The organism is Enterococcus sp. C74 (genome assembly GCF_040887125.1).
GTDB classification, from domain to species: Bacteria; Bacillota; Bacilli; order Lactobacillales; family Enterococcaceae; genus Enterococcus_B; species Enterococcus_B hirae.
Genome location: NZ_JBFOFA010000001.1, coordinates 392,346 through 418,365 on the forward strand (window position 1 = coordinate 392,346; position 26,020 = coordinate 418,365).

At 37.2% G+C, this 26,020-nt stretch carries 28 protein-coding genes; 15 read left to right on the top strand and 13 right to left on the bottom strand.

The window, feature by feature from the left end; all coding sequences use genetic code 11:
- The first annotated feature begins 38 nt into the window (after window positions 1–38).
- Window positions 39–572, top strand: coding sequence for an isoprenylcysteine carboxyl methyltransferase family protein (locus AB3H93_RS01930; RefSeq protein WP_368020043.1), 534 nt, complete (start codon window positions 39–41; stop codon window positions 570–572).
- 102 nt (window positions 573–674) lie between these two features.
- On the opposite strand, the gene AB3H93_RS01935 is transcribed toward AB3H93_RS01930, so the two are convergent.
- The 6 genes from AB3H93_RS01935 to AB3H93_RS01960 form a co-directional block, all read right to left on the bottom strand.
- Window positions 675–1,658: an NAD(P)H-quinone oxidoreductase gene (locus tag AB3H93_RS01935; RefSeq protein ID WP_368020044.1), complete on the bottom strand. Its 984-nt coding sequence runs from the start codon at window positions 1,656–1,658 to the stop codon at window positions 675–677.
- 3 nt (window positions 1,659–1,661) lie between these two features.
- Window positions 1,662–2,309, bottom strand: coding sequence for an SDR family oxidoreductase (locus tag AB3H93_RS01940; RefSeq protein ID WP_010719849.1), 648 nt, complete (start codon window positions 2,307–2,309; stop codon window positions 1,662–1,664).
- A gap of 361 nt (window positions 2,310–2,670) precedes the next feature.
- Window positions 2,671–3,303 (bottom strand): ECF transporter S component, encoded by a 633-nt coding sequence (locus AB3H93_RS01945; protein ID WP_010719848.1) that lies wholly within the window; start codon window positions 3,301–3,303, stop codon window positions 2,671–2,673.
- Between the two features lie 16 nt (window positions 3,304–3,319).
- The gene (coaC, locus tag AB3H93_RS01950; RefSeq protein ID WP_010719847.1) at window positions 3,320–3,871 is read right to left on the bottom strand and encodes a phosphopantothenoylcysteine decarboxylase; all 552 of its coding nucleotides are present in this window, start codon (window positions 3,869–3,871) and stop codon (window positions 3,320–3,322) included.
- Between the two features lie 85 nt (window positions 3,872–3,956).
- Window positions 3,957–4,703: a phosphopantothenate--cysteine ligase gene (locus tag AB3H93_RS01955; RefSeq protein WP_094940455.1), complete on the bottom strand. Its 747-nt coding sequence runs from the start codon at window positions 4,701–4,703 to the stop codon at window positions 3,957–3,959.
- Window positions 4,700–5,689 carry an acryloyl-CoA reductase gene (locus tag AB3H93_RS01960; RefSeq protein ID WP_095454310.1) on the bottom strand — a complete coding sequence of 330 codons (990 nt, stop codon included), beginning with the start codon at window positions 5,687–5,689 and terminating at the stop codon, window positions 4,700–4,702. Before AB3H93_RS01960 ends, AB3H93_RS01955 begins: the two co-directional genes overlap by 4 nt.
- Window positions 5,690–5,929: 240 nt before the next feature.
- On the opposite strand from AB3H93_RS01960, the gene AB3H93_RS01965 reads away from it, so the two are divergent.
- From AB3H93_RS01965 to AB3H93_RS01995, 7 genes are all read left to right on the top strand, one after another.
- Entirely contained in the window at window positions 5,930–6,472 is a 543-nt protein-coding gene (locus AB3H93_RS01965) for a helix-turn-helix domain-containing protein (RefSeq protein ID WP_010719844.1), read from the top strand.
- Window positions 6,473–6,489: 17 nt separating this feature from the next.
- Window positions 6,490–7,575, top strand: coding sequence for an ABC transporter ATP-binding protein (locus tag AB3H93_RS01970; RefSeq protein WP_010719843.1), 1,086 nt, complete (start codon window positions 6,490–6,492; stop codon window positions 7,573–7,575).
- Between the two features lie 13 nt (window positions 7,576–7,588).
- Window positions 7,589–8,395, top strand: a complete 807-nt coding sequence (locus AB3H93_RS01975) for an ABC transporter permease (protein ID WP_010719842.1) — start codon at window positions 7,589–7,591, stop codon at window positions 8,393–8,395.
- Window positions 8,395–9,222, top strand: a complete 828-nt coding sequence (locus AB3H93_RS01980; RefSeq protein ID WP_010719841.1) for an ABC transporter permease — start codon at window positions 8,395–8,397, stop codon at window positions 9,220–9,222. The genes AB3H93_RS01975 and AB3H93_RS01980 overlap by 1 nt, the downstream gene beginning before the upstream one ends.
- Window positions 9,219–10,298 carry a PotD/PotF family extracellular solute-binding protein gene (locus tag AB3H93_RS01985; protein ID WP_010719840.1) on the top strand — a complete coding sequence of 360 codons (1,080 nt, stop codon included), beginning with the start codon at window positions 9,219–9,221 and terminating at the stop codon, window positions 10,296–10,298. Before AB3H93_RS01980 ends, AB3H93_RS01985 begins: the two co-directional genes overlap by 4 nt.
- A gap of 403 nt (window positions 10,299–10,701) precedes the next feature.
- A complete protein-coding gene (locus tag AB3H93_RS01990) occupies window positions 10,702–11,052 on the top strand; it encodes a type II toxin-antitoxin system RelE/ParE family toxin (protein WP_010738289.1) in 351 nt (116 codons plus the stop codon).
- Window positions 11,049–11,324, top strand: a complete 276-nt coding sequence (locus AB3H93_RS01995; RefSeq protein WP_053766137.1) for a hypothetical protein — start codon at window positions 11,049–11,051, stop codon at window positions 11,322–11,324. Before AB3H93_RS01990 ends, AB3H93_RS01995 begins: the two co-directional genes overlap by 4 nt.
- Before the next feature lie 78 nt (window positions 11,325–11,402).
- Here AB3H93_RS01995 and AB3H93_RS02000 read toward each other — a convergent pair whose 3' ends face one another.
- The 3 genes from AB3H93_RS02000 to AB3H93_RS02010 all read right to left on the bottom strand — a co-directional run bounded on the left by AB3H93_RS02000 (window position 11,403) and on the right by AB3H93_RS02010 (window position 12,619).
- Entirely contained in the window at window positions 11,403–11,660 is a 258-nt protein-coding gene (locus AB3H93_RS02000) for a hypothetical protein (protein WP_010738287.1), read from the bottom strand.
- 442 nt (window positions 11,661–12,102) lie between these two features.
- Entirely contained in the window at window positions 12,103–12,207 is a 105-nt protein-coding gene (locus AB3H93_RS02005; RefSeq protein ID WP_014834224.1) for a putative holin-like toxin, read from the bottom strand.
- A gap of 307 nt (window positions 12,208–12,514) precedes the next feature.
- On the bottom strand, window positions 12,515–12,619 hold the full coding sequence (locus AB3H93_RS02010; RefSeq protein WP_014834224.1) for a putative holin-like toxin: 105 nt from the start codon (window positions 12,617–12,619) through the stop codon (window positions 12,515–12,517).
- A 369-nt stretch (window positions 12,620–12,988) separates the two neighbouring features.
- Between AB3H93_RS02010 and AB3H93_RS02015 the strand changes: the two genes are divergently transcribed.
- The gene (locus AB3H93_RS02015; protein ID WP_207433064.1) at window positions 12,989–13,621 is read left to right on the top strand and encodes a MarR family winged helix-turn-helix transcriptional regulator; all 633 of its coding nucleotides are present in this window, start codon (window positions 12,989–12,991) and stop codon (window positions 13,619–13,621) included.
- On the top strand, window positions 13,621–15,417 hold the full coding sequence (locus AB3H93_RS02020) for an ABC transporter ATP-binding protein (protein WP_368020045.1): 1,797 nt from the start codon (window positions 13,621–13,623) through the stop codon (window positions 15,415–15,417). Before AB3H93_RS02015 ends, AB3H93_RS02020 begins: the two co-directional genes overlap by 1 nt.
- A gap of 375 nt (window positions 15,418–15,792) precedes the next feature.
- On the opposite strand, the gene AB3H93_RS02025 is transcribed toward AB3H93_RS02020, so the two are convergent.
- Together AB3H93_RS02025 and AB3H93_RS02030 are read right to left on the bottom strand one after the other, a co-directional pair.
- Window positions 15,793–17,109, bottom strand: coding sequence for a sensor histidine kinase (locus tag AB3H93_RS02025; RefSeq protein WP_368020046.1), 1,317 nt, complete (start codon window positions 17,107–17,109; stop codon window positions 15,793–15,795).
- 4 nt (window positions 17,110–17,113) lie between these two features.
- A complete protein-coding gene (locus AB3H93_RS02030; protein WP_368020047.1) occupies window positions 17,114–17,788 on the bottom strand; it encodes a response regulator transcription factor in 675 nt (224 codons plus the stop codon).
- Between the two features lie 141 nt (window positions 17,789–17,929).
- Between AB3H93_RS02030 and AB3H93_RS02035 the strand changes: the two genes are divergently transcribed.
- The 3 genes from AB3H93_RS02035 (at window position 17,930) to AB3H93_RS02045 (ending at window position 21,022) form a co-directional block, all read left to right on the top strand.
- Entirely contained in the window at window positions 17,930–19,432 is a 1,503-nt protein-coding gene (locus tag AB3H93_RS02035; protein ID WP_368020048.1) for an ABC transporter permease, read from the top strand.
- Between the two features lie 18 nt (window positions 19,433–19,450).
- Complete coding sequence (locus AB3H93_RS02040) at window positions 19,451–20,110, top strand: ABC transporter ATP-binding protein (RefSeq protein ID WP_010738281.1); 660 nt, start codon at window positions 19,451–19,453, stop codon at window positions 20,108–20,110.
- A 189-nt stretch (window positions 20,111–20,299) separates the two neighbouring features.
- Entirely contained in the window at window positions 20,300–21,022 is a 723-nt protein-coding gene (locus AB3H93_RS02045; RefSeq protein ID WP_368020049.1) for a hypothetical protein, read from the top strand.
- Window positions 21,023–21,140: 118 nt separating this feature from the next.
- Here the strand turns inward: AB3H93_RS02045 and AB3H93_RS02050 are convergent, their stop codons facing one another.
- A complete protein-coding gene (locus AB3H93_RS02050) occupies window positions 21,141–23,078 on the bottom strand; it encodes an ABC-F family ATP-binding cassette domain-containing protein (protein WP_368020050.1) in 1,938 nt (645 codons plus the stop codon).
- A gap of 222 nt (window positions 23,079–23,300) precedes the next feature.
- Here AB3H93_RS02050 and AB3H93_RS02055 point away from each other — a divergent pair, with 222 nt between their 5' ends.
- Together AB3H93_RS02055 and dinB are read left to right on the top strand one after the other, a co-directional pair.
- Complete coding sequence (locus AB3H93_RS02055; protein WP_010719828.1) at window positions 23,301–23,957, top strand: redox-sensing transcriptional repressor Rex; 657 nt, start codon at window positions 23,301–23,303, stop codon at window positions 23,955–23,957.
- A 195-nt stretch (window positions 23,958–24,152) separates the two neighbouring features.
- Window positions 24,153–25,259, top strand: a complete 1,107-nt coding sequence (gene dinB, locus AB3H93_RS02060; protein WP_010719827.1) for a DNA polymerase IV — start codon at window positions 24,153–24,155, stop codon at window positions 25,257–25,259.
- 73 nt (window positions 25,260–25,332) lie between these two features.
- On the opposite strand, the gene nrdG is transcribed toward dinB, so the two are convergent.
- On the bottom strand, window positions 25,333–25,935 hold the full coding sequence (gene nrdG, locus AB3H93_RS02065; protein WP_010719826.1) for an anaerobic ribonucleoside-triphosphate reductase activating protein: 603 nt from the start codon (window positions 25,933–25,935) through the stop codon (window positions 25,333–25,335).
- Between the last annotated feature and the right edge of the window lie 85 nt (window positions 25,936–26,020).

The window sequence follows — 26,020 nt, forward strand, 5'->3', positions numbered from 1 at the left end:
CAGATGATAATAAATAAAAATAGAAACGAGTGAAACGAATGAGTCAACAATTATATTATTTCTTTTTGATAATCGCATTCGTACGATTGTATGTATTAAAAATTTCAAGTAAGCATGCGAACCAATTATTACATGAAGGAGCGATTGAGTATGGAAAAACAACTACAAAATGGTTAGCTATCTTACATACGCTGTTTTATTTTTCTGCTTTCTTTGAGGGAAGCATTCAAAAAACACAAATTAATTGGGTCAGCTGGATTGGATTTTGTATCATCCTATTTTCGTTTATCATGCTCTTTTGGGTCATGAAATTATTAGGAAAATATTGGTCAGTGAAATTGATCTTTGAACCAGATCATCAATTGATTGAACATTGGTTGTTCCAACGGGTCAAGCACCCCAATTATTTTTTAAATATTTTACCTGAATTGATTGGAGTCGTGCTTCTTTTTCACGCTTATGTGACACTCATTATTTTTATTCTTCCTTATAGTCTCTGTCTCTATCTACGAATAAAAAAGGAAAATCAATTAGTTGCATCTATTAAACAGAAAGAAATAAAGCAGTCATAATAAACTAGCTAAATAAAAAAAGCCGTAGAATCCAAAAATAGTTGCTCCTATTTTTGAAATTCTACGGCTTTTTTTTGATTGCTATTTGCATTTAAAAGTTGGTTATTCTGTTATCGTCAAAATAATCTTTCCGATATTCTTATTCGCTTCCATATATTCATGAGCTTCTTGGACTTGCGCCAATGTAAAGGTACGATCAATAATTGGTTTGACTCGTTGGTCAGCTAGATAAGGTCCAACTACTTGCATAAATTCTTGAGTCAATTGAGCTTTGTACTGATCACTTCGAGGAGTCAACAAAGTGCCGATCAATTGGATTCGTTTGGTGATCAAGGTAGCTAAATCAATCTCTGGTACAATTGTTCCACCTAACATTCCGATCAATACCCAACGTCCATCAATAGCAATAGAAGCTAAATTTTTCTCCCAATAAGAAGCTCCGATGAAATCTAAGATCACGTCGACACCTTTTCCATTGGTGATTCTTGCTACTTCGGTTGAAAAATCCTGTGTTTTGTAATTGATCTGTTCATCTGCACCAAGTTTTTGACAAAAAGCTAGTTTTTCTGATGAACCAGCAGTGACGATGACGGTTGCCTTAGTAAGTTGTTTTGCTAGTTGGATGGCTGCCGTTCCCACACCGCTCGCTCCAGCGTGGATCAAAACAGTTTCACCTTCTTGTAAATTTCCTAGCCAATAGAGTGTTTGGTAAGCTGTTAGAAAAACTTCTGCAATACCAGCCGCTGCAATATTATCCAATGTATCGGGCAGTAAAATTGCACGGTCAGCTGGCATCACTGCGTACTCGGCATAACCGCCTAAATTGACTAACCCACATACTCTTGTACCTGGTACAAAAGCTGGGTTATCACTTCGGTTTTCAACAACTTCTCCAGCTACTTCTACGCCAAGAATTGGGTAAGGAGTCTGTTGATTCGTTGTTTCTCGCCGCATGATGTCCGTTCGATTGATTGCCGCTGTGTGAACTTTTATGAGTAATTGTCCTTTTTTCGCTATTGGTTTTGGTGCATCGATCTCTTGTAGTACTTCGGCAGAACCGGGATGTTTGATCGTGATGGCTCGCATTTCTTATTCCTCCTCGACTATTTGCTGCAACGCAGTTGAAATTTCCTGCGTTCCTTCAGATAGTACTAGCGTTGTTTTAGTTATAGTTGGTTGTTCCACTAAAGCTGTCAAAACAGCAGCTACTGTTTGACGAGAGACGGTTTTAGCAGTGGCTTCTGTTGGTTTTGCCAGTTGGACTGTAGTGACTTCTTCATTTGTCAATGACACTGGCTGGATGATTACATAATCTAAAGTTGTTTGTTGTTTCAGCCACTCATCAGCATAATGTTTCGTAATGTAGTAATCAATCATAGAATCTGGCCATTTACTGCGATCCTCGGCAAAAACAGCACTAATCATAAAGTAGCGAGAAACATGTGCTGATTCGGCCGCTATCATTGTCTTGATCGCACCGTCTAAGTCGATCTGCAATAAGTTTTTCCCTTGCGAACCCGCAACAAAAATAACGAGATCACAACCTTTAAAAGCATCTGCCATTTCTTCAATTGTCCAAGTAAGATCGAAAGAAACATAAGTGACATTATCTTTTTTTACTAAAGATTGTGTTGCAACCTCGCGTACACCTGCTGTCACTTGATGTCTAGTAGTTGCAAGGTCTTTGATTAAATGCCGACCAATTTGGCCATTAGCACCTACAACAAAAATTTTCATTTTAATCATCCTTTCTTATAATAATCACTATCAATCATAACACTAAACAAAAAAAATGCGAGAAAGAGGTTATGAAAGCATCGATAGCTCCGAAGACAATAAGAAAGAATTTTTTAAAATAACTTCACATATTTTGAAAAATTCAGGCTTATTTCCGAAGGTCAGCTCTGAGAACGCCGTGGATAGGATAATAAACAGCATGGGGAACTTAGATGGGACAAATTCAGGCTTGCTCCAAGGAGTAGAAGCTTTCATACTATTGATGATTTTTAAGTAAAAAACATCCATCTACCAATTTCAACAAAAATTGGGATGGATGTTTTGATTCAAAGAAGATCATGTTCGCTATCAGCTAATTGTCTTATTTAGGTTGGGGTGTCGCATGCATCAAACGAAGCAAGACACTACCAACAGCGACTGTAGCAATTCCAGCGATGATTCCTTCTGGAACACCACTCGTAAAGATAACAGCTAAAATAGCAGTATATAACGCATGGATACTTTTTCCGACCACTTGAGCATAATCTTGTTGGAATAAGAAATAGATCATATTCATCACTAGGATCGTATTCACGAAAGAACCAGCTAAGCCTGCTAGAAACAAAGAAACACCTTGAAACTTGTTTTTACTTAGCCGTAGTATTCCTTTATAGACAAAGTAGGGAACAACACCAATCAATATCCTTGGAATAAAAGCAATCAATAATGCTTTCAAACTTCCGTGGTCTGTGCCAATCACTGGGATGAATGGGGAGAAGACGAATGATAAAGGCGTTTGAATGACCGTACTACGAATCATACTAATCAAGCCGAATGTCCCTCCTAGAAAGCCACCTAAACGTGGGCCTAAAACGATTGATGCAATGATCACTGGGATATGCATGGTCGTAGCGTTGATTGGACCAATAGGAATAAACCCAAGCGGTGTGACCGCTAATAAAATCATGATTGCTAAAAACATAGCAGTCAAAGCAAAAGTACGTGTGTTTTTCATAATGACTCCTTTTATATTAAGCGTTTCTTTCATTAATCAGTTGTACCGTTTGATCAATGATTATTTGGGTATCAGCTAAAGCACCTTTGCCAAAATCACCACAAGCCAACAACGACTCTCTTGGCTCGATTTCTTGATAGCCGATTGATTTTAACGTATTTAAATTCCTTTGATTGAGCGGATGTTGATACATATTTGTATTCATTGCAGGAGCAATCAACTTCGGAGTATCTGCAGGGAGTGCCATTGCAACTGTTGAGAGCAGATCATCTGCTAATCCATTTGCTAATTTACCGATAATATTAGCCGTAGCAGGAGCAATCAAGAACAAGTCTGCTTGTTTTGCCAGTTCGATGTGATTAATCACTGAAGGTTCTTTTTCTTGCATGACATCGGTATGGACGGCACGTTTTGATAAGGATTGTAACGTAAGTGGCGTGATGAAGTGAGTGCTGCTTTCTGTCATGATTACGTCTACTTGGTAGCCAAGTTTCACGAGTTGATTGGTAATATCCGCACTTTTATAAGCAGAGATACTGCCAGTAACCCCCAATAGAATTTTTTTCATAATTGTTTACTCCTTTCATTCCCTGCTAAAATCAAGCTTAACTTTTGTGTTTTAAGAAATAAATCAGAGAATTTTTTTCAGCGTTTCATTGGTTAAAGGAAACTGGTTCTATTATAACCGATGCTAATAATTTAGCAATTTCTTCCTTGGATTGTGCTTCTTTGATTGTGCCGTCTGCCCCTAATAGATAGCCGTGATGGTTTGTTCCGTCGATTTGTGTCAGATCATTCGCGAGGATGTAGTCTACCTGATTCTTCATGATGCTTTTTTTGGCGACTGCTAAAAGTTCTGTTTTTGAAACATCGACTAATAACTTAAAGCCGATGATGGTTGCTTCTGGTTGCCATTTTCTTAGATAGCTGATGATCTTAGGCGTTTTTTTCAAGGCAATTAACAAGTGTTCTGTGTCAGAAGAGATTTTTTCAGCTTTATTAGGATTTATTTCATGGTCTCGGAACCATGAAGAAAGGTGTTCTGGCGTTAGCGGTGTTTGGTCAATGCTCTGTGCCAATTGTTCTTCAGATAGGCTAAAAGCAGGAGTGAAATCGCTCACTGCCATACTATGGATGATGGCATCATAAGAGTCACTGGTCAGTAATCTTTCCAAAGTTTCAAATAAATCTTGAGTGGACTCGATTAGATGAAAGCAAATATTGTCCTGTGACGTTGGCTTGACAGCACTGTTTGTCGTGACATAGTCGATCATTACTGTTGAATCAGCTACCAATGTTTCAGCAATCTTTTTACCTAACTGCCCAGTCGAATGATTTGTGATTGAACGAACTTGATCAATTTTTTCGCTTGTGCCACCAGCCGTAATTAATATCTTCATTTCATTTCACCTACATTAACTAGTGTCCTTCCCTGATGTTGCCCAGCTAACAATCGTTGAATCACTTCGGGCAATTCCTCCAAGGCGATTTCTTTAACGAAAAGATCATCAGCAATAGCAAGATCAGCTAATTGTTGCCATAAGGAGAAACGTTTTTCATGCGGAACATTGACTGAATCGATACCGATCAACTGGATATTGCGCAAAATGAACGGTAATACAGTAGTGGTCAATTGGATTCCTCCAGCATTTCCACATAATGCCGCAGCACCATCATAGGCGATCAAAGGAAGGAGTTGGGTCAATAAGTCACCACCAACCGTATCAATGACATAATCGATTTGTTGCTTTCCTAAAGGTTTTGTCTTTTCAGGAAGAAATTCATTTGGGGATAGGACTTCATTCGCTCCTAATTTTTTCAGCCATTCCACCGATTCTTTTTTGCGTGAAAGAGCGATAATCGAAGTAAAACCCAATTTTTTTAAAATTGCCACAGCGGTACTGCCTACTCCGCCAGATGCTCCGGTTACAACAATACGGTCACTCGTCTTCATCCCTTTTGTTATGAGGGCGTTCACACATAAAAGTGCAGTAAAGCCAGCAGTTCCTAATACCATTGCCTGACGAAGTGACAAGGTTTTCGGAAGTGGGATCAACCAATCACCAGAAACTTTCTGGTACTGGCTATAGCCTCCAGGTTGAGTGACGCCCAAGCCATAACCAGTTAGGAGAACAGAATCATCTGTTTTGAAACGTTCATCTCGACTTTCGACAACGGTTCCTGAAAGATCAATCCCAGGTGTCATAGGATAAGAGCGGATGACACCACCAGATTCACTACTAGCTAGTGCATCTTTATAGTTAACATCAGAATAAGCAACTTTGACCAACACTTCGTTCGCTGATAAAAGAGGCATTTCCTGGTCAATGATCGAAGTATGAAAATGCGGAACATTATTTACTTGAAACGCTTTAAATTTATTCATGTAAAAACAGAACTCCTCTCAAAATTTTTCTTTTATCATACCATAAATCAATCTATTTTATGGTGATTCGCTGATGATTAGTGACTAAAAAAAGTGAAACTTATTCTTTCAAAAAAAAAAGATGTTTTTCGTGAAATTTAAAATAAAAAGGGTTGTTTTTTTAATCAAAATTTGTATACTAGTACGAGTGAGAGTAAACTTGATGTTTACTATTAGAAAACTTCATGGAGGAGGAATGAGATGGAAATAGGTGAGAAGTTAAGAAATTTACGTATCCAGAAAAATTTGACACAAGAAGAATTAGGTGAACGTACGGATTTATCAAAAGGCTATATCTCTCAATTAGAACGTGACTTGAGTTCGCCATCCATGGAAACATTTTTTTCGATTCTTGAAGTATTAGGTGTTTCCCCTGAAGAATTTTTTCATCAAGAAACAGTGAATCTACAAGTTGTTTATTCTAAAGAAGATCATACCGTTTATTTAGATGAAGAAAATGGTTATCAACTTGAATGGTTGGTCTCTGATTCGAATGAAAAAGAAATGGAACCTGTTTTACTGACATTCAATGAAGCAGGAGAGTATAAATTATTTGAACCTTCTTTATCAGAAACGTTTATTTTTGTGTTAGAGGGGGAATTAGAGTTAAGCTTAGGTGAAGAACGATATATTGCCAAAGCGGGTCAATCGATCTATTACCAAGCAACAAAGCACCACCAATTGAAGAATCATCAATCAAAACGTACGAGGGCATTGATTGTCGCTACTGAATCGTACTTGTAATTTTAGGGGGTTAAAAAGTGGGAAAACCAATTATTTCATTTGATCAGGTGGTCAAACGCTATGATGATGAAACGATTTTGAAAAAAGTGAGTTTTGAGATCGAACAAGGGAAATTTTATACCTTATTAGGTCCTTCGGGTTGTGGAAAAACAACGATTTTACGAATTATTGCTGGTTTCACAGATGCTACTGAAGGCGAAATGTATTTTGAGGGAAAACGATTAAATGATGTGCCAGCTAATAAACGGCAAGTAAATACGGTTTTCCAAGATTACGCCTTATTTCCTCATATGAATGTATTCGACAATGTCGCTTTTGGATTGAAAATCAAAAAAATGAATAAAGTCGATATTGAGAAAAAAGTCAAAGATGCACTTCGCATGGTGCAACTTCCTGGGTACGAAAATCGAGAAATTAGCGAAATGTCTGGTGGACAAAGACAACGTGTGGCTATCGCGCGGGCTATCGTTAATGAACCTAAAGTATTGTTGTTAGATGAACCTCTGTCTGCGCTGGATCTAAAGCTGCGAACGGATATGCAGTATGAATTAAGAGAGCTGCAACAACGTTTGGGAATTACATTTATTTTTGTTACACATGACCAAGAAGAAGCTTTAGCAATGAGCGATGAAATCTTTGTCATGAATAAAGGAAAAATCGTGCAGAGTGGAACACCTGTCGATATTTACGATGAACCGATCAATCATTTTGTGGCTGATTTTGTGGGTGAAAGCAATATCGTTGATGGTGTGATGATCGACGATAATCTTGTAGAGTTTGTTGGCAAACGATTTGAATGTGTTGATGGTGGAATGCGTCCCAATGAACCAGTTGAAGTCGTCTTGCGCCCTGAAGATTTAACGATTACTACCCCTGATAAGGGAAAACTGGTTGTGACTGTTGATACGCAACTGTTTCGTGGGGTCCACTATGAAATTGTCTGTTACGATGAGCAACAAAATGAATGGACGGTTCATTCAACGAAAAAAGCAAAAGAGGGTAGCAAAGTTGGTCTAGCCTTTGATCCAGAAGATATCCATGTCATGCGTTTTAATGAATCAGAAGAAGAATTTGATGCACGACTTGATAGTTATGAAGAGTAAGGAGGAATAGTCAATGAAAGCAATGCGTAGAATCTACTCTGTTCCTTATGTACTCTGGCTTGGTCTATTCGTGATCGCACCAGTTTTGATGATCATTTACCAATCTTTTTTTGATATGAATGGACACTTTACTTTAAATAATTATGCTACTTTTTTGACGTCTAGAACGAATCTTTTCATGGCGTTAAATTCTGTTTGGTATGCCTTTTTGATCACCTTTTTTACATTGATCATCAGCTATCCGACTGCTTATTTTTTAACTAAATTAAAACATAAACAGTTGTGGTTGATGCTGATCATCTTACCAACATGGGTGAATTTATTACTAAAAGCTTATGCGTTTATTGGTATTTTTAGTATCCATGGAAGTGTGAATCAATTTTTTGAATTTTTAGGAATTGCTCCAAGACAAATTTTGTTTACCGATTTTAGTTTTTTATTTGTGGCAACTTATATCGAGATTCCATTTATGATTATGCCGATATTCAATGCATTGGAAGAAATGAATCCGTCATTGATCAGTGCTAGCCGTGATCTAGGAGCTAATAATTTTGAAACATTTCGCCGAGTAGTATTCCCATTGTCATTGAATGGTGTAAAAAGTGGGATTCAAGCAGTGTTTATTCCTTCACTGTCATTGTTCATGTTGACACGACTGATTGGTGGAAATCGTGTGATCACTTTAGGAACAGCAATTGAACAACATTTTCTCGTGACTCAAAATTGGGGGATGGGTTCGACGATCGGGGTTATTTTGATTATTGCAATGTTTATTGTGATGTTGCTGACGGGTGAGAAGAAGAAGGGAGGCCGCGCATGATGAAAAAATTTAAGTGGTCTTACCTTTACCTCTTTATTGTTTTTCTACTATTATATTTGCCTATCTTTTATTTGATTTTCTACTCCTTTAATGACGGTGGTACCATGAACAACTTTACCGGTTTTACTTGGGACCATTATCAGGCAGTTTTTGAAGATACACGATTGATCATTATTGTATTGAACACCTTTATGTTAGCCTTTTTATCGGCACTGATTGCAACGATTATCGGAACGTTTGGGGCAATGGGGATTTACTATACTAAAAAACGTCAAGCAAGAACGACATTACTAAGTATGAATAATATTTTATTAGTTTCACCAGATGTAATTATTGGTGCCAGTTTCTTGATTTTCTTTACTTTTTTAGGCTTTGGATTAGGTTTCCAAAGTGTTTTGCTTTCTCATATTGCCTTTAGTATCCCAATCGTTGTATTGATGGTATTACCTAAATTACAAGAAATGAATGATTCGATGGTTGATGCCGCTAGAGATCTAGGTGCAAATAATTTTCAAGTCGTAAAAAATATTATTTTACCTTTCTTGTCTCCTGGCATCATTGCAGGCTACTTTATGGCATTTACTTATTCATTAGACGATTTTGCGGTGACCTTTTTCGTGACAGGGAATGGATTCACTACGTTGTCAGTAGAAATCTATTCTCGTGCTCGTCAAGGAATCAGTTTAGAAATCAATGCGTTAAGTGCATTAGTGTTCCTATTTTCGATGGTTTTAGTGATCGGTTATTATTTCATTAGTAAAGAAAATCGTTCCAAAAAACTGAGGAAAAATCGCCGAGGACGTGAGGAGGTCGCACGCTTACGATGAAAAAATTACAATCACTGTTTGTGGGTATCGTTGTGATCATCTTGATCTTGCTCTTTGGTGTACGGCAATTAGAACAAGCAAGTGGAATGAGTGGAGCAAAAATCGTTACGATCTATAATTGGGGCGATTACGTTGATCCTAGCTTGATCACAAAATTTGAAAAAGAATATGGGTATAAGGTCAATTATGAAACGTTTGATTCCAATGAAGCCATGTTTACTAAGATCCAACAAGGTGGCACAAATTATGATATAGCCATTCCTAGTGAATACATGATCCAAAAGATGATCAAAGAAAAATTAGTGCTTCCTTTAGACCATTCCAAGATCAAAGGATTAGCGAACATTGATGAGCGTTTTTTGGATTTAGACTTTGATCCCCAAAACACCTATTCGATTCCATACTTTTGGGGAACTTTGGGGATCGTATATAATGATAAAGTTTTCAATAAAGAGGAAATCCAGCACTGGAATGATCTTTGGAAACCGAAATTAAGAGATAGTTTGATGTTGATCGATGGTGCCAGAGAAGTGATGGGGCTATCGTTGAACAGTTTGGGCTATTCGTTGAACAGCAAAGAGATGGATCAATTGAATGCAGCTGCAGATAAACTGAACAAACTAACCCCTAATGTCAAAGCGATCGTAGCTGATGAAATCAAAATGTATATGATCAATGAAGAAGCATCCGTCGCAGTAACTTTTTCTGGAGAAGCAGCAGATATGATGTCTGAAAATGAACATCTTCATTATGTGATCCCTTCAGAAGGTTCGAATTTATGGTTTGATAATATTGTGATGCCGAAAACAGCCAAGAACAAAGAAGGCGCGTATGATTTCATCAACTTTATGTTGAAACCAGAAAATGCTGCCCAAAATGCTGAATACATTGGCTACTCAACACCTAACAAAAAAGCGAAAGCTCTTTTACCAAAAGAAATTTCCCAAGATGAACAATTCTATCCCTCTGATGAAACCATCTCTCATCTAGAAGTTTATGAAGACCTTGGACCTAAATTTTTAGGAATCTATAACGACTTGTTCTTAGAGTTCAAGATGTATCGGAAAAGCTGGTAAGACTCAATAAAATTGGGGAAAAATCAAGCTTAAAATAGCCTATTTCACGTACTTTCTGACACTCAGTTTTCCAATTTTCTACCAAAAGCGTCTTTTTAGGCGCTTTTTTTGTGTTATTTTATCTTTTCTACCAGAAAAAATAGATGAAATAGTGGTGCATCAAGTATGATATGTTTTTGATAGGCATTGGTTGGATTAGTCTAATGCCTGTAAGGTAACTTACAAATAAAAGCCTATTTTTCAGTCGCCTTTTGGTGGCTATTTTTTATAGTTGATATAATGAATATGAATAGAAATAGGTTGTTTTATCAACTATAATTATATTGTGATGTATGAGACATTCTATTGTATTTGTATTCTATCCTATCCTTTACATAAATCATCTAACAAAGAAGGTATAGTTATGTACTCTGTAGAGTTCAGCAAGGAATTTTCCGATGTATTTTCTGAGAATCAATCAAAAAAATACCAAGAAATAATCGTATATAAAGTGAATGAGTATTTGACACATAATTTTTATCGCATCAAACCTGTCCATTCATCTGCAAAATACTCTATTTATGAAATGAAAATCCATTTAGGAAAGGAAGATTTTCGAATTGCTTTTAGAATAGATGGCAAAAAGGTGCAAGTTTTTTATATTAGTCGAACGTTGAAAAAATTTTTATTTGATAAGGAAGTAAATAAGTTGGTTAATCGATTCAACAAAAATCAATGGCTAGTCGATGAAGAAAGTAGAAGTGCCGTAAAATGAACATGATTTATAAAAAGCAATTAAAACAATATTTGAAAAAAACATTTAAGTCAAAGAACTGTTTCGCTTTAAAAATTCTTACATTCAAAAAAGATCGCTATGTATTTATTTGTTATGACCAAGAACGATACACGATAGTTGAAGATGGATTCGAAAAGAACAGGTACCATTTTGGCTCTTCAGATGAAGCAATGAAAAAAGTAATGAAAATAGCAGATATTGAATTTAAAAATAGCTATAGACTTTATATACAAACTAAACTTAAACAATGACTCTCATTTGTTTTATCTTCTTGAAAGGAATGCTTTATTATAAATAAAAAACGACTCAAAATGAGTCGTATAAATCAATTATTGTAATAAATCATTAATTTCTTTAAATTCTTTATCAAGTTCTTTTTCATCATATTTCTCATATTTACCAGCTTCATGAAGGATTTTTTTAATTTCATGAATCGCTTTTCGTTCAACTAACCATTTTTTTAGGTTATGTTTTTTTTCTGGATTTTCAGATAACGTATCAAGTTCGTCTAATTCTTTATCCAGTTTATTAACCGTAGCAATAATTTTGTCTAAAGTTTTTTCTTCTTTATGTTCTAAATTTGACATTTATCTTCACGTCCTTTTTATTTGATAATTCAAGTATAAAATGTCAATATATTTTTTTCAAATAAAACTCTTTAGCTATGTTTTATTGCATAAGTAAGTAGAACTAGTTCCCTCTATCACACTATACAATAAATCAATTTAGTTAAAAATATCCTCTTTGACTATCGTACTACTGTGATCAGTTAGGGTTTGCTAGTAAGCTATTTACTTAAAAATGCCTTGATATCAGAATTTTTGGTGTTTATATGAATTGATAGAAGTCAATTTTAATCTTTAATCAAGATGCTAGAAATTAACATTGAACAGAAGAATAGAGGCATGCTATAATAATCGTGCAAAAGGAACTGCGTCAACAGTTCCCTTTTGACAGCACCGCTAAAGACGGTGGCGAATTTAATGGTATTTCAAAAAGAAATAGCCAGTCGTCTCGCTAAAGTGACGGCTATTTCTTTTTGTCATGTTTAAGCATAGATACAACCAAGCCAATCAAAGAAATGGTAAACATACCAAACCCAAGAATGGTTTGAATTGTCTCGTATGCGGACAAAAAGGCATCTCCTTTCTCTAAAGTGTGAGATTATGTGCATAAGCACCACCTCGCTTTCAGAATGGAAAGCCACCGTTGTTAAACTATATTGTCACAAAGGATCGAAGCCTATAGACTTAGTGATCATTGCTTTAAAAAAATAACCGTTCTTTTGTTTTTTATTGAATAGAAGAATAGAGGTATGCTATAATAAACATGAAAAAAGGAACTGCGTCAACAGTTCCCTTTTGACAGCACCGCTAAAGACGGTGGCAATTAAACTAAATATTTCAAAAAGAAATAGCCAGTCTGCTCGCTAAAGTGACGGCTATTTCTTTTTGTCATGTTTAAGCATAGATACAACCAAGCCAATCAAAGAAATGGTAAACATACCAAACCCAAGAATGGTTTGAATTGTCTCGTATGCGGACAAAAAGGCATCTCCTTTCTCTAAAGTGTGAGATTATGTGCATAAGCACCACCTCGCTTTCAGAATGGAAAGCCACCGTCATTAAACTTTACTGTCACAAATGATTATAGCATATAGACTTAGTTATTTTCTTGAAAATTCAAGTAGAACTGAGTCTATTTTTTTGTTTGAAAATAAAAAAATAGAAGGGATAATGTGTATTGAAAAAAACAAACCAACTCACTTATCTAGTGTTAGTCAATTTTAGATTTTTTTGGCTAACTATTTTTTTAACTATTTAATTAGTTTATTTGTTGACAAACAAAATAAATAGTTTATCATTTACTTTGTTGATATCGATATAAACTAAGTAAATATTTTGGAGGTCATCTTATGAATCATCATGAAATCTTAGAAAATCTGTTAGAAATTGCGCACCAACCGTTTTTGATTTTTGCCTATCAAGTGGAAGAAAAGACAGACAATGCTTTTGAAACATTAAAAATATTAGTGGCTGAGGACGATGTGACGGCAGGACGGTTAGCTGAAGTGCTAGATATTAAACCGTCTAGTGTGACACAAATCATCAAAAAATTAGAAGAGGCTGGGACGGTCATGCGGGAAAAATCAGCAACGGATTCCCGAGTGACTTTGGTTAAGATTACTGATAAAGGTCGAGAAAGTCTGCAAGAGCGTGGTTCAATCAGTACAACGTTAAAAGATGTCTTATTTAAAGGTTTTGCAGAAGAAGAGTTAGCACAATTGAATACCTACCTTGAACGAATGAATGAAAATATCAATCGTCCTGAATTTCAAGAAAAATTAGCTGAAGTTTTCGGCGATGATCAACGCTGGGAACGATTCAATAAGATGAGTGCGCATTTTGGCAGAGCACGTGAACAGATGATGGATCGCAGTGGGTTCGGTGGTTTTGGTCGAGGTGGCTTTGATCGAGATGCCTTCGATGGACGATTTGATAGACATTACGGTGGCTTTGAAGGATGGAAGAAAGGACGTAGAAAATAATGGCACAAGGTGGAGGCGGAAGACCCGTTAGTATCTCGATGAAACAAATGAACACAAGATTTTCTTTGAAAGAATTTCTTAGTTTAATCAAACAAACAAAACCGCGCTATCCCTTACTGGCGATGGGCATGATCTTATTAGCAGGTTCATCAGCTGTGCAAGTTTATGTTCCTAAATTGGCGGCTAATTTAGTTAATCATTTTCAAGAGGGGATCGATTATGCTTTATTAGGAAGAGTCGTGGGGATGTTCGTTTTTTCAGCTGTAATTTCAGCGATTGGTGGGACGGTTTTAGGAATTTTTGGCGAAAACGTCATTCAAAATATGCGAAAACGTTTATGGAATAAATTAACGATACTGAAAGTCACCTATTTTGATTCGGTGAAGGCGGGTGAGATGTCCAGCCGAGTAACGAATGATACGACCCAGGTAAAACAACTGTTGGCTGTGACGTTTCCACAAACGATTGCGAGCATCATTACCGTAATCGGGACTGTTTATATGATGATCCGAATGGACTGGCATATGTCGCTAGCCATGGTTATTGCTGTTCCCGTCGTTATCCTATTGATGATTCCTGTGATGACCTTTGGTTCAAAGATCAGTCATATCCGTCAAGATGCTATGAGTCATTTCAATGGAATCGCAACAGAAACGTTGTCTGAAATTCGTTTAGTAAAAACGTCGAATGCCGAACAACAAGCACAAGAACGGGCAGCAAATGAAGTCGATCGTTTGTTTCGCGTTGGTAAAAAAGAAGCAGTCTTTGATGCTGCAATGCAACCAATCATGATGATGGTTTTTATGAGTATGGTCTTTGGTTTGCTAGCTTATGGAATGCATCGTATTGCGATTGGTGCGATGACGATCGGGGTATTGATGAGTTTTCTCATGTATCTCTTCAATCTGATCGGCGCGATGCCAACGATTGCCACGTTGTTTTCTGAAATGGCAAAAGCTGCTGGTTCGACACGCCGTGTACAAGAATTATTGAATGAAGTACCTGAAGATTTTGAATCTGGTGAAGAAGTGGATTTATCGAACAAAACATTGTGTGTTTCTAACGTGGACTTTGCTTATAGTGATGCACCTGAGGAACCGATTTTAACGAATGTGTCTTTTGAAGCTAAACCTAACGAGATCATTGCTTTTGCGGGTCCTTCTGGTGGAGGGAAATCGACTACATTCAGTTTATTAGAACGTTTTTATGAGCCAACAGCAGGTACGATCAAATTTGGCACAACGGAGATCCAAAAGATCAAGTTGTCCAATTATCGTAGTCAAATTGGCTATGTTTCCCAAGATTCTGCTATTATGGCAGGAACGATCCGTTATAATTTAACTTATGGATTAGCGGATACTTACACAGATGAGCAGCTTTGGGAAGTGTTAGAATTAGCCTATGCACGTCAATTTGTGGAAGAGATGCCCAATGGTTTAGATACGGAAGTGGGCGAGCGTGGTACGAAAATTTCTGGAGGCCAACGGCAACGACTGGCAATCGCTCGAGCGTTCTTAAGAGATCCAAAGGTCTTGATGTTGGATGAAGCAACAGCAAGTCTTGATTCTGAATCAGAAGCAAAAGTCCAACAAGCCTTGACAAATCTGATGAAAGGTCGGACAACATTAGTGATCGCACATCGTCTATCAACGATCGTGGATGCTGATAAAATCTACTTTATCGAAAAAGGAAAAGTAACAGGTTCAGGAAAACACGCTGAGCTTGTTCAAAAACACAAAACCTATGCCAAATACGTGGAAGAACAATTTAAAGTTGATAAGGTTCAAATTGCCTAAGTGTTAAAAAGCTGAATCCTTTTATCTTACTGAAAGAATGCGAAGAATCTAGGAGAAAGAAGAAATACTTTTTTCTGTTCTTTTTATTTGGTTAAACAATTTTCCGCGAAATAGATAATCAGGTTTAGAATGTTTAGGATATGTTTGATAAACTGAGTATCAGACATCTTGAATCCTCCTATGAATTGGTTCGTTAAACTAATTCTAAAGGATTTCAAGGTGTTTTTTTTTCACCGTTTATTCGTTTTTAGAGATACTAGAAGAGACTGAGACAAGTTTTGGCTCAGTCACACAAAGTATAGAAATAAAAGAGAAGGAATTATAAACAGGTATAAAAACTCTGTCATCTGATCGCAATTTTAGTCGTTTTGTCATCTATTTCATTGGCAATTGTATTTGAAAAATGACTCCTCTAGGTTCCCAGTCTCTTACGAACAGTTTGCCTTTATGCTGAGTGATGATCTGTTTGGCAATTGCGAGACCAAGACCATAGCCACCAGTTTCTTTAGAACGAGAGCGGTCTTCGCGGTAGAAGCGTTCAAAAATTCGTCTTTTGTCTTCATCGCTGATAGATGGCCCGTTGTTTTTGACTTCAATCAGCCAATTATCGTTGGAGATTTCAGATTGCAGGACGATTTTTTCTTTAGCTTCTGTGTATTTTAGCGCATTGTCCAGCAGAATAACTAGAACTTGGTGGATACGTTTTTCGTCGACTATCACTGGTTGATCGGCAAAGTTTTCCAAGACAAAATATTGATCGTTTATTTCTGCGATTTCCTGGAAGGGCTGGGCTAATTGACGAATAAATTCTTTGGGATTAACTGATTCTTTCTGCAGAAGCAACTGATTGGAATCACTGCGTGCCAAGGTTAGCAGGTCTTCAGTCAGGCTTTTCATTCGCCGTGTTTCATTCAGGGCTTGGGCAATTGGTTCAGACTCTTCCAAGATGGTGTGATTGGGTCGGGTGAACAATTGCTGCAGGCTGTTTTGAATGATTGCTAGTGGCGTGCGTAATTCGTGAGAGGCATTTTCAACAAATTCCTGTTGTTTGCGCCATGAGAGCATGATGGGTTGCATATTCATTTTTGAAATGTAAAAGCTTATTCCAATCGAAATCAGCCAAAAAACGACCATACAGATAATCAGTGTTGTCTTGAAGGTTTTCATGGAGTCTGCGATTTGATTGGTATTGGCTAAAAATTGAATATAGGCGATGTCTCCTCCTTTATCTGCTTTGATTGTATACGAATGAAAGGAAAGTTTTTGGCTAGAATAGCCTGCATTTTTTAAACTTAATGCTTGAACAGAATCGAGATTTTTCTTATCTAAGGTTAAATTTTCTAGTTCAGTGAACCGTCCACCAATCGTGTCTTTGTTGAGAATCGTTCCTTCTTTTGACCATAAAATGATCTGAGTATTGAACTGATTATTGCCTTCTGGTCCATTCTCTCTCAGCTGATCGCCCGGCATTTGTGCCAGAAAGGGATTGCTTTGTTGGTACCGGTTGATTTCCATCTGAATAAGATGTTCATTTTCCGCCATTTGAGTTAGTGACAGGTCTGTTTGGCGGTAGGCCGAGCTTTGCAACAGCTGTAGAGTTATAAATCCTAATAATAGGAAGATACCTGCAAAAGCGGCTACATTTAAGAAGAAAAATTTTAGTCGTTGTTTTCTTGATATTTCGGTATTCATAGCATTAATCCTTTTGTAAGATGTAGCCGACATTTCTCAGTGTTTTAAAGAACTGATCTGCACCTGACGGCTTCAAATGTTTTCTTAAGTGACTCATATATACTTCTACAACTGTAATGGTCGTATCGGAATCAAATCCCCAAATCCGATCGAAGATTTGCTCCTTTGTTAAAATCACGCCCTTATTTTGGATGAAATAAATCAAGAGATCAAATTCTTTTCCTTGAATTGATAGGATCTCATCGTCGATGGTTACTTCTTTCGTCGCAAGGTTGCAGGTAATATTTTTATAGACGATTTGATTCTCAGAAAACAATCCTAACGAACGCTTCAATAACGCTTTTACACGCATAATCAGTTCTTCACGATAAAAAGGTTTCGTCAAATAATCGTCTGCACCTTTTTGAAATCCATTGATTTTGTCTTCTAGGCCATCTTTGGCAGTTAGAATCAGCACAGGGGTTTGGATATTTTTTTTTCGTAATTCTGCTAAGATTTCGTAGCCGTTTTTCCCTGGCAGCATCAGGTCCAGCAATATTAGATCATAAACACCAGTTTCTGCTTCAAATAAGCCTTCTTCCCCATCATAGATCTGTGTGATCTCACCTAAATCCGACAAGATTTCTTTTATATTATCTGAAAGTGTCGCTTCATCTTCTACTATTAAAAGGTTTATCATTGATTTTCTCCTTTATCATCTATTACTTACTCAGTTTACCACGCTTTCCTAAAACAACCTTAAAAACTTTTTTATCTCGTTTAAGCTTCGGTTAAGCCAATTTGCCTATTCTATAAACAGACAAATGAAGGAGGAACCAAAATGAATTATATCAAACGGGCGATTCAAAGCCATTGGGCCAAAAAAGGACGCAGCATCATTATGATCACCGTCTTTTCCGCCATATTAATTTTTGTATTAGCGGGGTTAACAATCCGCAGCGGCGCTGAACTGGCGACCACGAATGCGAAAAAAAGTGTCGGGGCGACCGTCACCTTATCAACGAACCGAGAGGCAATGTTCAAACAGCAGTCAAATTCAGATTCAGATGATGAAAGCAGTCGTCCAGATCCAGGTAGCTTTGAACAGACACCCGTCAACTTGAGTGATGCAAAAAAAATCGCAGAATTAGCGAATGTTAAATCGTATTCATTTGAAGCAAGTACTTCAGCGGATAAAGGCACAGGGATTACACCGATCTCGAGTGATAGTGACAGTGAAGAGGAATCTTCGGATGAACAAGCTGTTGGATTTGGTGGACAGAAAGCACCTGGTGGGATGAGTCAAGGGGATTTCCAAATTAAAGGTGTTTCCGAAAGTAATTCTTACAGTGATTTTTCATCAGGAACAGCTAGCCTAGTTGAAGGCAAGGCAATCACTTCGGATGATGAAGGGACTAATAATGTACTGATCGAGCAAAGTTTAGCGGAAGCGAACGATCTAAGTGTCGGGGACAAATTTAAGATTAAAGATACCGATGATAAAGATGTTGAAGTTACTATTAAAGGTATTTACAAAACAAGTGATTCTGGCAACAGTATGAGTGCTCGCTTCAACTTTATGAATCCAGCAAACACCATTTTTTCTTCTTATACACTGGTTAACACCTTAACTGGATCGAAAGGAAAAACGATCGATTCGGCAGTTTATAACTTAGATGATCCCAAAGACATGGACAGCTTTGTAGAAGCGGCGAATAAATTGATCGATACGGATACATTCAGCTTAGAAACCAATGATCAAATGTATCAGCAAATGCTTCAGCCATTGAATAATGTATCAAGCTTTGCGAAGAATATCGTGATTTTAGTAGCAGTAGCCGGAGTCATTATTTTGACATTGATTATTATGCTGTCGATTCGTGAACGTAAATATGAGATCGGTGTATTACTTTCATTAGGTGAATCACGGGTCAAAGTTATTTCACAATTTTTCGTTGAGATTTTTGTCTGCATGATCTTCGCTTTAGGGATCGCTGTACTTAGCGGGAATGTTGTTGGCAATGCAGTCGGCAATCAGTTGTTGAGTCAGCAAACAACTTCGCAAAATGCAGATGGACAAGAAGCGAATACGGCAGAAAACGGCGGTCCAAATCAAGGTAACCAAGGACAAGCACCTGGTGGCGGAAACGGTAGTCCTAGTGGTGGTCAAATGGGAAGCAATCCATTTACACAATCAAAAGAAATTCAAGAACTAAATATCTCAATGCAGCCAACCGAAATTTTAAGTCTTGCAGGAATTGGGCTGGGGATTAGTTTATTCTCAATTGTCCTTTCATCAGCAGGAATTCTACGACTGAATCCGAAGAAAATATTGATTTCCTAATTAAAGGAGGAATTTTTAATGACACTATCAACAAAAGATTTAGGCTACTGGTATGAAGACAACCGACGATTATTCGAAAACGTTAATTTAACTTTTGAAAAAGGCAAAATGTATGCAATTTTAGGTACGAGCGGTTCAGGGAAAACGACTTTTTTATCCCTGATCGCAGGACTAGATACACCAAAAAGCGGAGAAATTCTCTATGACGACAAATCGTTGAAAAAAATTGGATTGCGGGAATATCGTCGTAAAGATGTATCAATTGTATTCCAAGCCTATAATCTACTGCCGTATTTATCGGCAGTAGACAATGTGGTAACAGCGATGGAGATTGCTCAAAGCCAACAGACAGATAAAAAAGCCTACGCCTTAGCGAACTTGGAAAAAGTCGGAATCACTAAGGATTTAGCAGATAAAAAAGTTACGATGCTATCTGGTGGTCAGCAACAACGAGTAGCAATCACTAGAGCCCTATGCTGTGAACACGATCTAATCGTTGCGGATGAACCGACTGGAAACTTGGATGAAGCAACTTCCAGCGAGATCGTTAAACTTTTCCAAGAGATTGCACATGAGCAAAAGAAATGTATTATTTTAGTCACCCACGAACAGGATGTCGCTAAAGGCTGCGATGTGGTGTATGAACTGAAAAATCAAGAATTCAATCAAGTATCTTAAACAAACAGAATTTCGGTTCAGCTAGTATGAATGAGTAGGAAATGAATAGAGGAGACTGAGAAAATTTTTGCTCAGTCTCTCTTTTAGTAATAGTCGTTTTTTTTAGGTTGAAAGGAATAAAGTGACCTATTAATAAAAAGAATAACAGATATAATTCTTGTAAAAGAGCGATAGATAGGAGTGTTTAGAATGAGATTGACTCAATGGCTTAGAAAAAAATTTTCAAATAATAGAGATGCAAATAATCAAGATAAAGAAGTCAATGAAATGCTACTTAAGCTAAATAAAAAAATTCATGAACCGAAAGAACGTTATTCGCCGGCTGAAGCTATAATCCGCTTGTATGCACTAGAAAAAAAAGCAGAAGAAGTAAATAGTGGTGATACCAGTTATGAATCTCATACTGAAGCCTTTCATAAAGAAATACAAGTCCATAGTCAAGAAAAGATTTATCTAACAGATTATTTAAATATCTGGCTACAAATAAATGAAGCAAAATTACAGGAATATAAGTTGGATACAATGTTCGAGAAAGGAAATTTAAAGGAAATCAAAGAAGAACTAGCGAAGGATATAAAGATAAAAAGTGAAATTTTATCGCGGTGTTTGGGAGGGAAAATTACTAATTATCGGCTAAATCAACAAGCTTATCAAGAAATGTTCGGGCGAATAAATCCTAAAGGCTGTCAAAGAAACAAAGTGGTAATTGATTTTCAAGTAACAAAGAAGATCAATGATTTCTCATTGAATAAGGGGAGGGATCAGATGGAGAGTCAGACAAAACAAAAAAATCAAACGAATGGATGCCAAACGATGGAAAGTATAACTGATAAAATAAAGGAACCCAGTTTAATCGAAACAAAGGCACAATCTAGTGAGACAAAAGTTCAAGAAAATTTAGGTAGAGAATAAACAAGCACTTTGAGATTGCTTTGATAGTGTGCGTTGTGATAAGTGAAACGCCCTCTAAACAGCGGGTACTGTTTTGAGAGCGTTTCTAGTGCAGAAATGAATATTCATTTATCTGTTTTTATTCATTTTCATATTCTTCAAGCTCAATACTCAAATCTTCCCATTCAGAAAGTTTCGTTTCTTGAGATTGGCGAGTTGCTTCGAGTGTTTGATTCAATTCATTTAATTTGAGATGGTCATCCAAATTCTCTGGGGACACCATTTGCTGTTCTAGTGACTCGATCTGTTCATCTAAAATAGCTAATTCTTCTTCAATTTGAGTGATTTTACGTTGTAAACTACGTATCAGCTTTTGTTGCTCTTTACTTTGGAAATAGGTTTTCTTGTTCGTAGAAATATGCTCTTCTTCTGATGTTTTTTCAGCTAACAGCTCTGCTATCTCCGCTTCTTCTTGTTTCTTTTCTAAATAATAATCATAGTCACCTAAATAAACTTTACTACCGTTTTCCGATAATTCGATGACTTTTGTGGCAATCCGATTGATGAAATAACGGTCATGAGAGACAAACAACAAAGTACCATCATAATCAATCAAGGCATTTTCTAATACTTCTTTATTGTCAATGTCTAGATGGTTGGTTGGTTCGTCTAAAATCAAAAAGTTTTCTTGATTCATTGCGAGTTTTGCAAGGGCGACTCGGGCTTTTTCACCACCGCTTAGCAAGGGGATGGTCTTTTCTACATCTTCACCAGAAAATAGAAAGGCACCCAAAACGCTACGAATTTCTTTTTCGGGAGTCGTTGGATGTTCATCCCATAATTCAGCTAAAATTGTTTTGTTGGTGTGTAAGTCTGCTTGACCTTGATCGTAATAGCCGATCGTCACGTTGGTTCCTAAATGTTCTTTTCCACGGATAAAAGGCAACTGATGGATGATCGATTTTAAAAGCGTGGATTTACCAATACCATTGGGGCCGACCAGTGCAATGGCTTCTTGACGCCGAATATCAAGATTGATCGGTTCAGACAAAACTTCATTATGATAACCAATCGCAGCATCTTCAATTTGTAATACAACATTTCCTGATGGCTTTGCTACATTGAAAAGAAAGTGAGCTTGTTTTTCGTCTCCTTGAGGACGGTCAATCCGATCCATTTTCTCAAGGACTTTTCTGCGACTTTGGGCTCTTTTCGTCGTAGAAGCGCGTACCAAGTTGCGTGCGACAAAATCTTCCAATTTATGGATCTCAGTTTGTTGTTTTTCATAAGCTTTCCATTCAGTTGCTAATTGTTCAGCTTTCATGTCAAGATACTTCGAATAATTCCCTTTATAGTGGCGCATTTTTTTTCGACTTAATTCGTAAACTTCTGTTGCGACTTTATCTAAGAAATATCGGTCATGGGAGACGATCAGTAAGGCACCAGTATAACTTTGCAGGTAGCCTTCTAACCAAGAGAGAGTCTCAATATCTAAATGGTTGGTTGGTTCGTCTAAAATCAATATATCTGGATGTTGGAGCAACATTCTTGCTAACGCTAAGCGAGTGCGTTGTCCGCCAGACAATTCATTGATTTTTTGATCATAAAAAGACGGATCAAATTTAAAGCCATGCAAAACAGAGCGTATTTCATTTTCGTAGCCATAACCGTTTCTATCTGAAAAATCGTGTTGTAATTTATCGTATTCTTTCAAAAGTGACTCATAGGAAGGTGTATCAGGTGTTCCTTCACTAATCAAGATTTCAAGTTCGCGCATTCGATTTTCCATTTGACGGATTGTTTCGAATGATTTAAGCATTTCATTCCAGACTGTTTCTGCTGAATCTAACCCAGTATCTTGTGCCAGATAGCCTAAAGTAGCAGCTTTATTTTTAGCAATTGTTCCTTCATCGGGGCGTTCGATTCCAGCAAGGATCTTCAAAAGTGTTGATTTTCCTGCTCCGTTACGGCCGACTAATGCGATCCGAGCCCCTGTGCTGATTTCTAAATGGATATTCTCAAATAAGATCTCTGCACCGAAGTGACGAGCAATTTGATTGGCTTGTAATAATATCATGGAATCCTCTTTTCTACTTTGTGAATTCTCTAAGAATAAATCTCTTTTTCAACTAGTAGTCTACCATAAATTCCTTGATACTGCGAGGTTCAAAGAAATGATAAAAAAATGAATAAAGAATAAAATTTCACAATATCCAAGCAATCAAATTGATTTTTTCCTATATATACTGATATGATGGATAAATCAAAGTAAACTTAAAGTAAAAGTGGAGGTAATTAAGTGAAAGATCATGTTATTCCAAAGGCAACAGCCAAACGGCTACCTTTGTATTACCGTTATTTACGAATCTTAAATAATGCTGGTAAGAAAAAAGTATCATCAACTGAATTAAGTGAGGCTGTTCAAGTTGACAGTGCAACGATTCGCCGTGATTTTTCATATTTTGGAGAATTAGGAAAACGAGGCTATGGCTACGATGTTGAAGACCTCATGCATTTTTTCGCAAAAACATTGAATGATGATCAATTGACTAATGTGGCGTTGATCGGTGTCGGTAATTTGGGAAGTGCCCTTTTAAAATATAAATTCCATCAAAGTAACAGTATCCGTGTAAGTTGTGCATTTGATGTCAACGAAGCAATCGTTGGACGGATCGTGGATGGGATTCCCGTTTACCCTATGGAAGATATGTTTGAGCAAATCAAGATCCAACAAATCGAAGTAGCAATATTGACGATACCAGCTGAGCGAGCACAAGAAGTAGTTAATCGGTTGACTGAAGCGGGCATTAAAGGTATCTTGAATTTTACTTCTGCTCGATTAAATGCGCCAGCAGACGTGTTGATTCAAAATGTTGACTTAACGAATGAATTACAAACGTTGATTTATTTTCTTCATTCTGATGCATCCTTGCAAGCGACTGAAGAAACTGAGTAACGAATGATTCAGATGACCTGGTTGGTTTACTAAACAGTCTCAAGTGATGAATGATCATTTTAGAAGTCGTGATTTCCGAAATTGATGTCTCAGTTTTTGTGAAATTTCGGCTCTTTTTTGTGGTCCGTTCGGTGGGTAACCATCTTCTTGTCACCGAACAAAAGTTCCTATATAATCATGATAGGGGTGAGTGAGATGGAATTACAGTTTCCTTTACATAATGATACATCTAGAAAAATCATTCATATCGATATGGATGCTTTTTTTGCCTCTGTCGAAGAACGGGATCATCCAGAATTTAGAGGGAAACCCTTAGTTATTGCCAGACATCCGAGTGACACTGGTGGTCGAGGAGTGGTTACTACAGCGAATTATGAAGCAAGAAAGTATGGCATCCATTCAGCGATGAGTGCGCAAAAAGCATATGAATTATGTCCGCAAGCCATTTTTAAACCAGGCGATCATCAAAAATATAGTGAGATCTCACAAATTGTTCGTGAGATTTTTTACCGATATACGGATATCGTTGAGCCTGTCAGTATTGATGAAGCCTATCTTGATGTGACGAACAATAAACGCAATTGTAAATCAGCAATCAAAATTGCTCGTTTGATCCAAAGAGACATTTGGGAAGAGGTAAAACTGACCTGCTCGGCAGGTGTGAGCTATAATAAGTTTTTAGCGAAATTAGCCTCAGATTTTCAAAAACCTAAAGGCATTACTATCGTTGCACCTCAAGACGCATTGACGTTCCTAAAGGCACTACCTATTGATAAATTTCATGGGGTAGGAAAAAAAACCGTCCCTAAGATGCATGAACTTGGTATTTTCACTGGAGAAGATCTTTATAATTGTACAGAGATGATGTTGATCCAACAATTTGGAAAGATGGGTTATTCCCTTTATCGAAAAGTAAGAGGTGTCCATGATGCACCAGTCAATGTGACAAGAGAAAGAAAATCTGTAGGAAAAGAGCATACTTATGGTCAACCACTACAAACGGAAGAAGCGGTATTAGCACAATTACGACAATTAGCTGAGAAAGTCGAAGAGTCGTTGAAAAGAGTCCAAAAACATGGAAAAACCGTAGTGCTAAAAGTGAGATATACGGATTATACGACAGTCACTAAAAGAGTCACTTTACCTGAGTATATCTATAAGAAAGAAGCGCTCTTTTATCAAGCAAGTTTGATTTGGGAAGAAATTTTAGGGATTGAACAAGGCATACGTCTCTTGGGGATCACGTTAACGAATTTAGATCCCATGACTTATGAGAATATTGTGTTACCTTTGTGGGAATGAAAAAACAGTAGAAAACGTGTTGGAAATCAACATACGTTTCTACTGTTTTTTATTCAATAAGGAGTGGGAGGACCTAAATGAACTCCTGTTTTTTGATTTGTTCATACGATTCTGTAGCATCGCTGCATTTTTCCCAAATCACTACTCTATTTTCGGCTAGCGATTTTTTGACATCGATGATGCGTTGATTACTACTACCGCGAAACTGTAGTTTTAAATCCTTTTTACTTAGTTCAAAACGTCCATCAACTAAGATATCGATTTTTGCTAAAAGAGCTAACTTGTCTTCGGAGTCTTGAAGTAGTTCGTCAAAAGTATAACCGGTCCACGACCAGATATCTTTGGTCTGACCAAATTCTTGTCGGATACGCTCAACGACTTGGAGACAGACGTCCGTGTTTAGAAAAGGTTCCCCGCCTAAAAGGGTCAGTCCTTGAACGTAATCATGGCGGAGATCGGTGATGATTTGTTCTTCCAGCTCTGGTGTGAAAGGTTTACCATAGCGGAAGTTTTGCGCTGCTTTATTGAAACATCCTTCACAAGCAAATAAGCAGCCACTCACATAAAGACTATTTCTTACGCCTTCGCCATCCACAAAGTTAAATGGTTTGTAATCAGCAATGTAATTTTGGCTGTAATCTTGTGCCAGCCATTCTTTAGGTTTAGGATTTCGCATAAAAAAACTTCTTTCTAACATCAAAGTATGAAAAATTTACTTAAAACTCAAACCAGTTTCACAGCAAGCAGTCTCAGAAAAGATA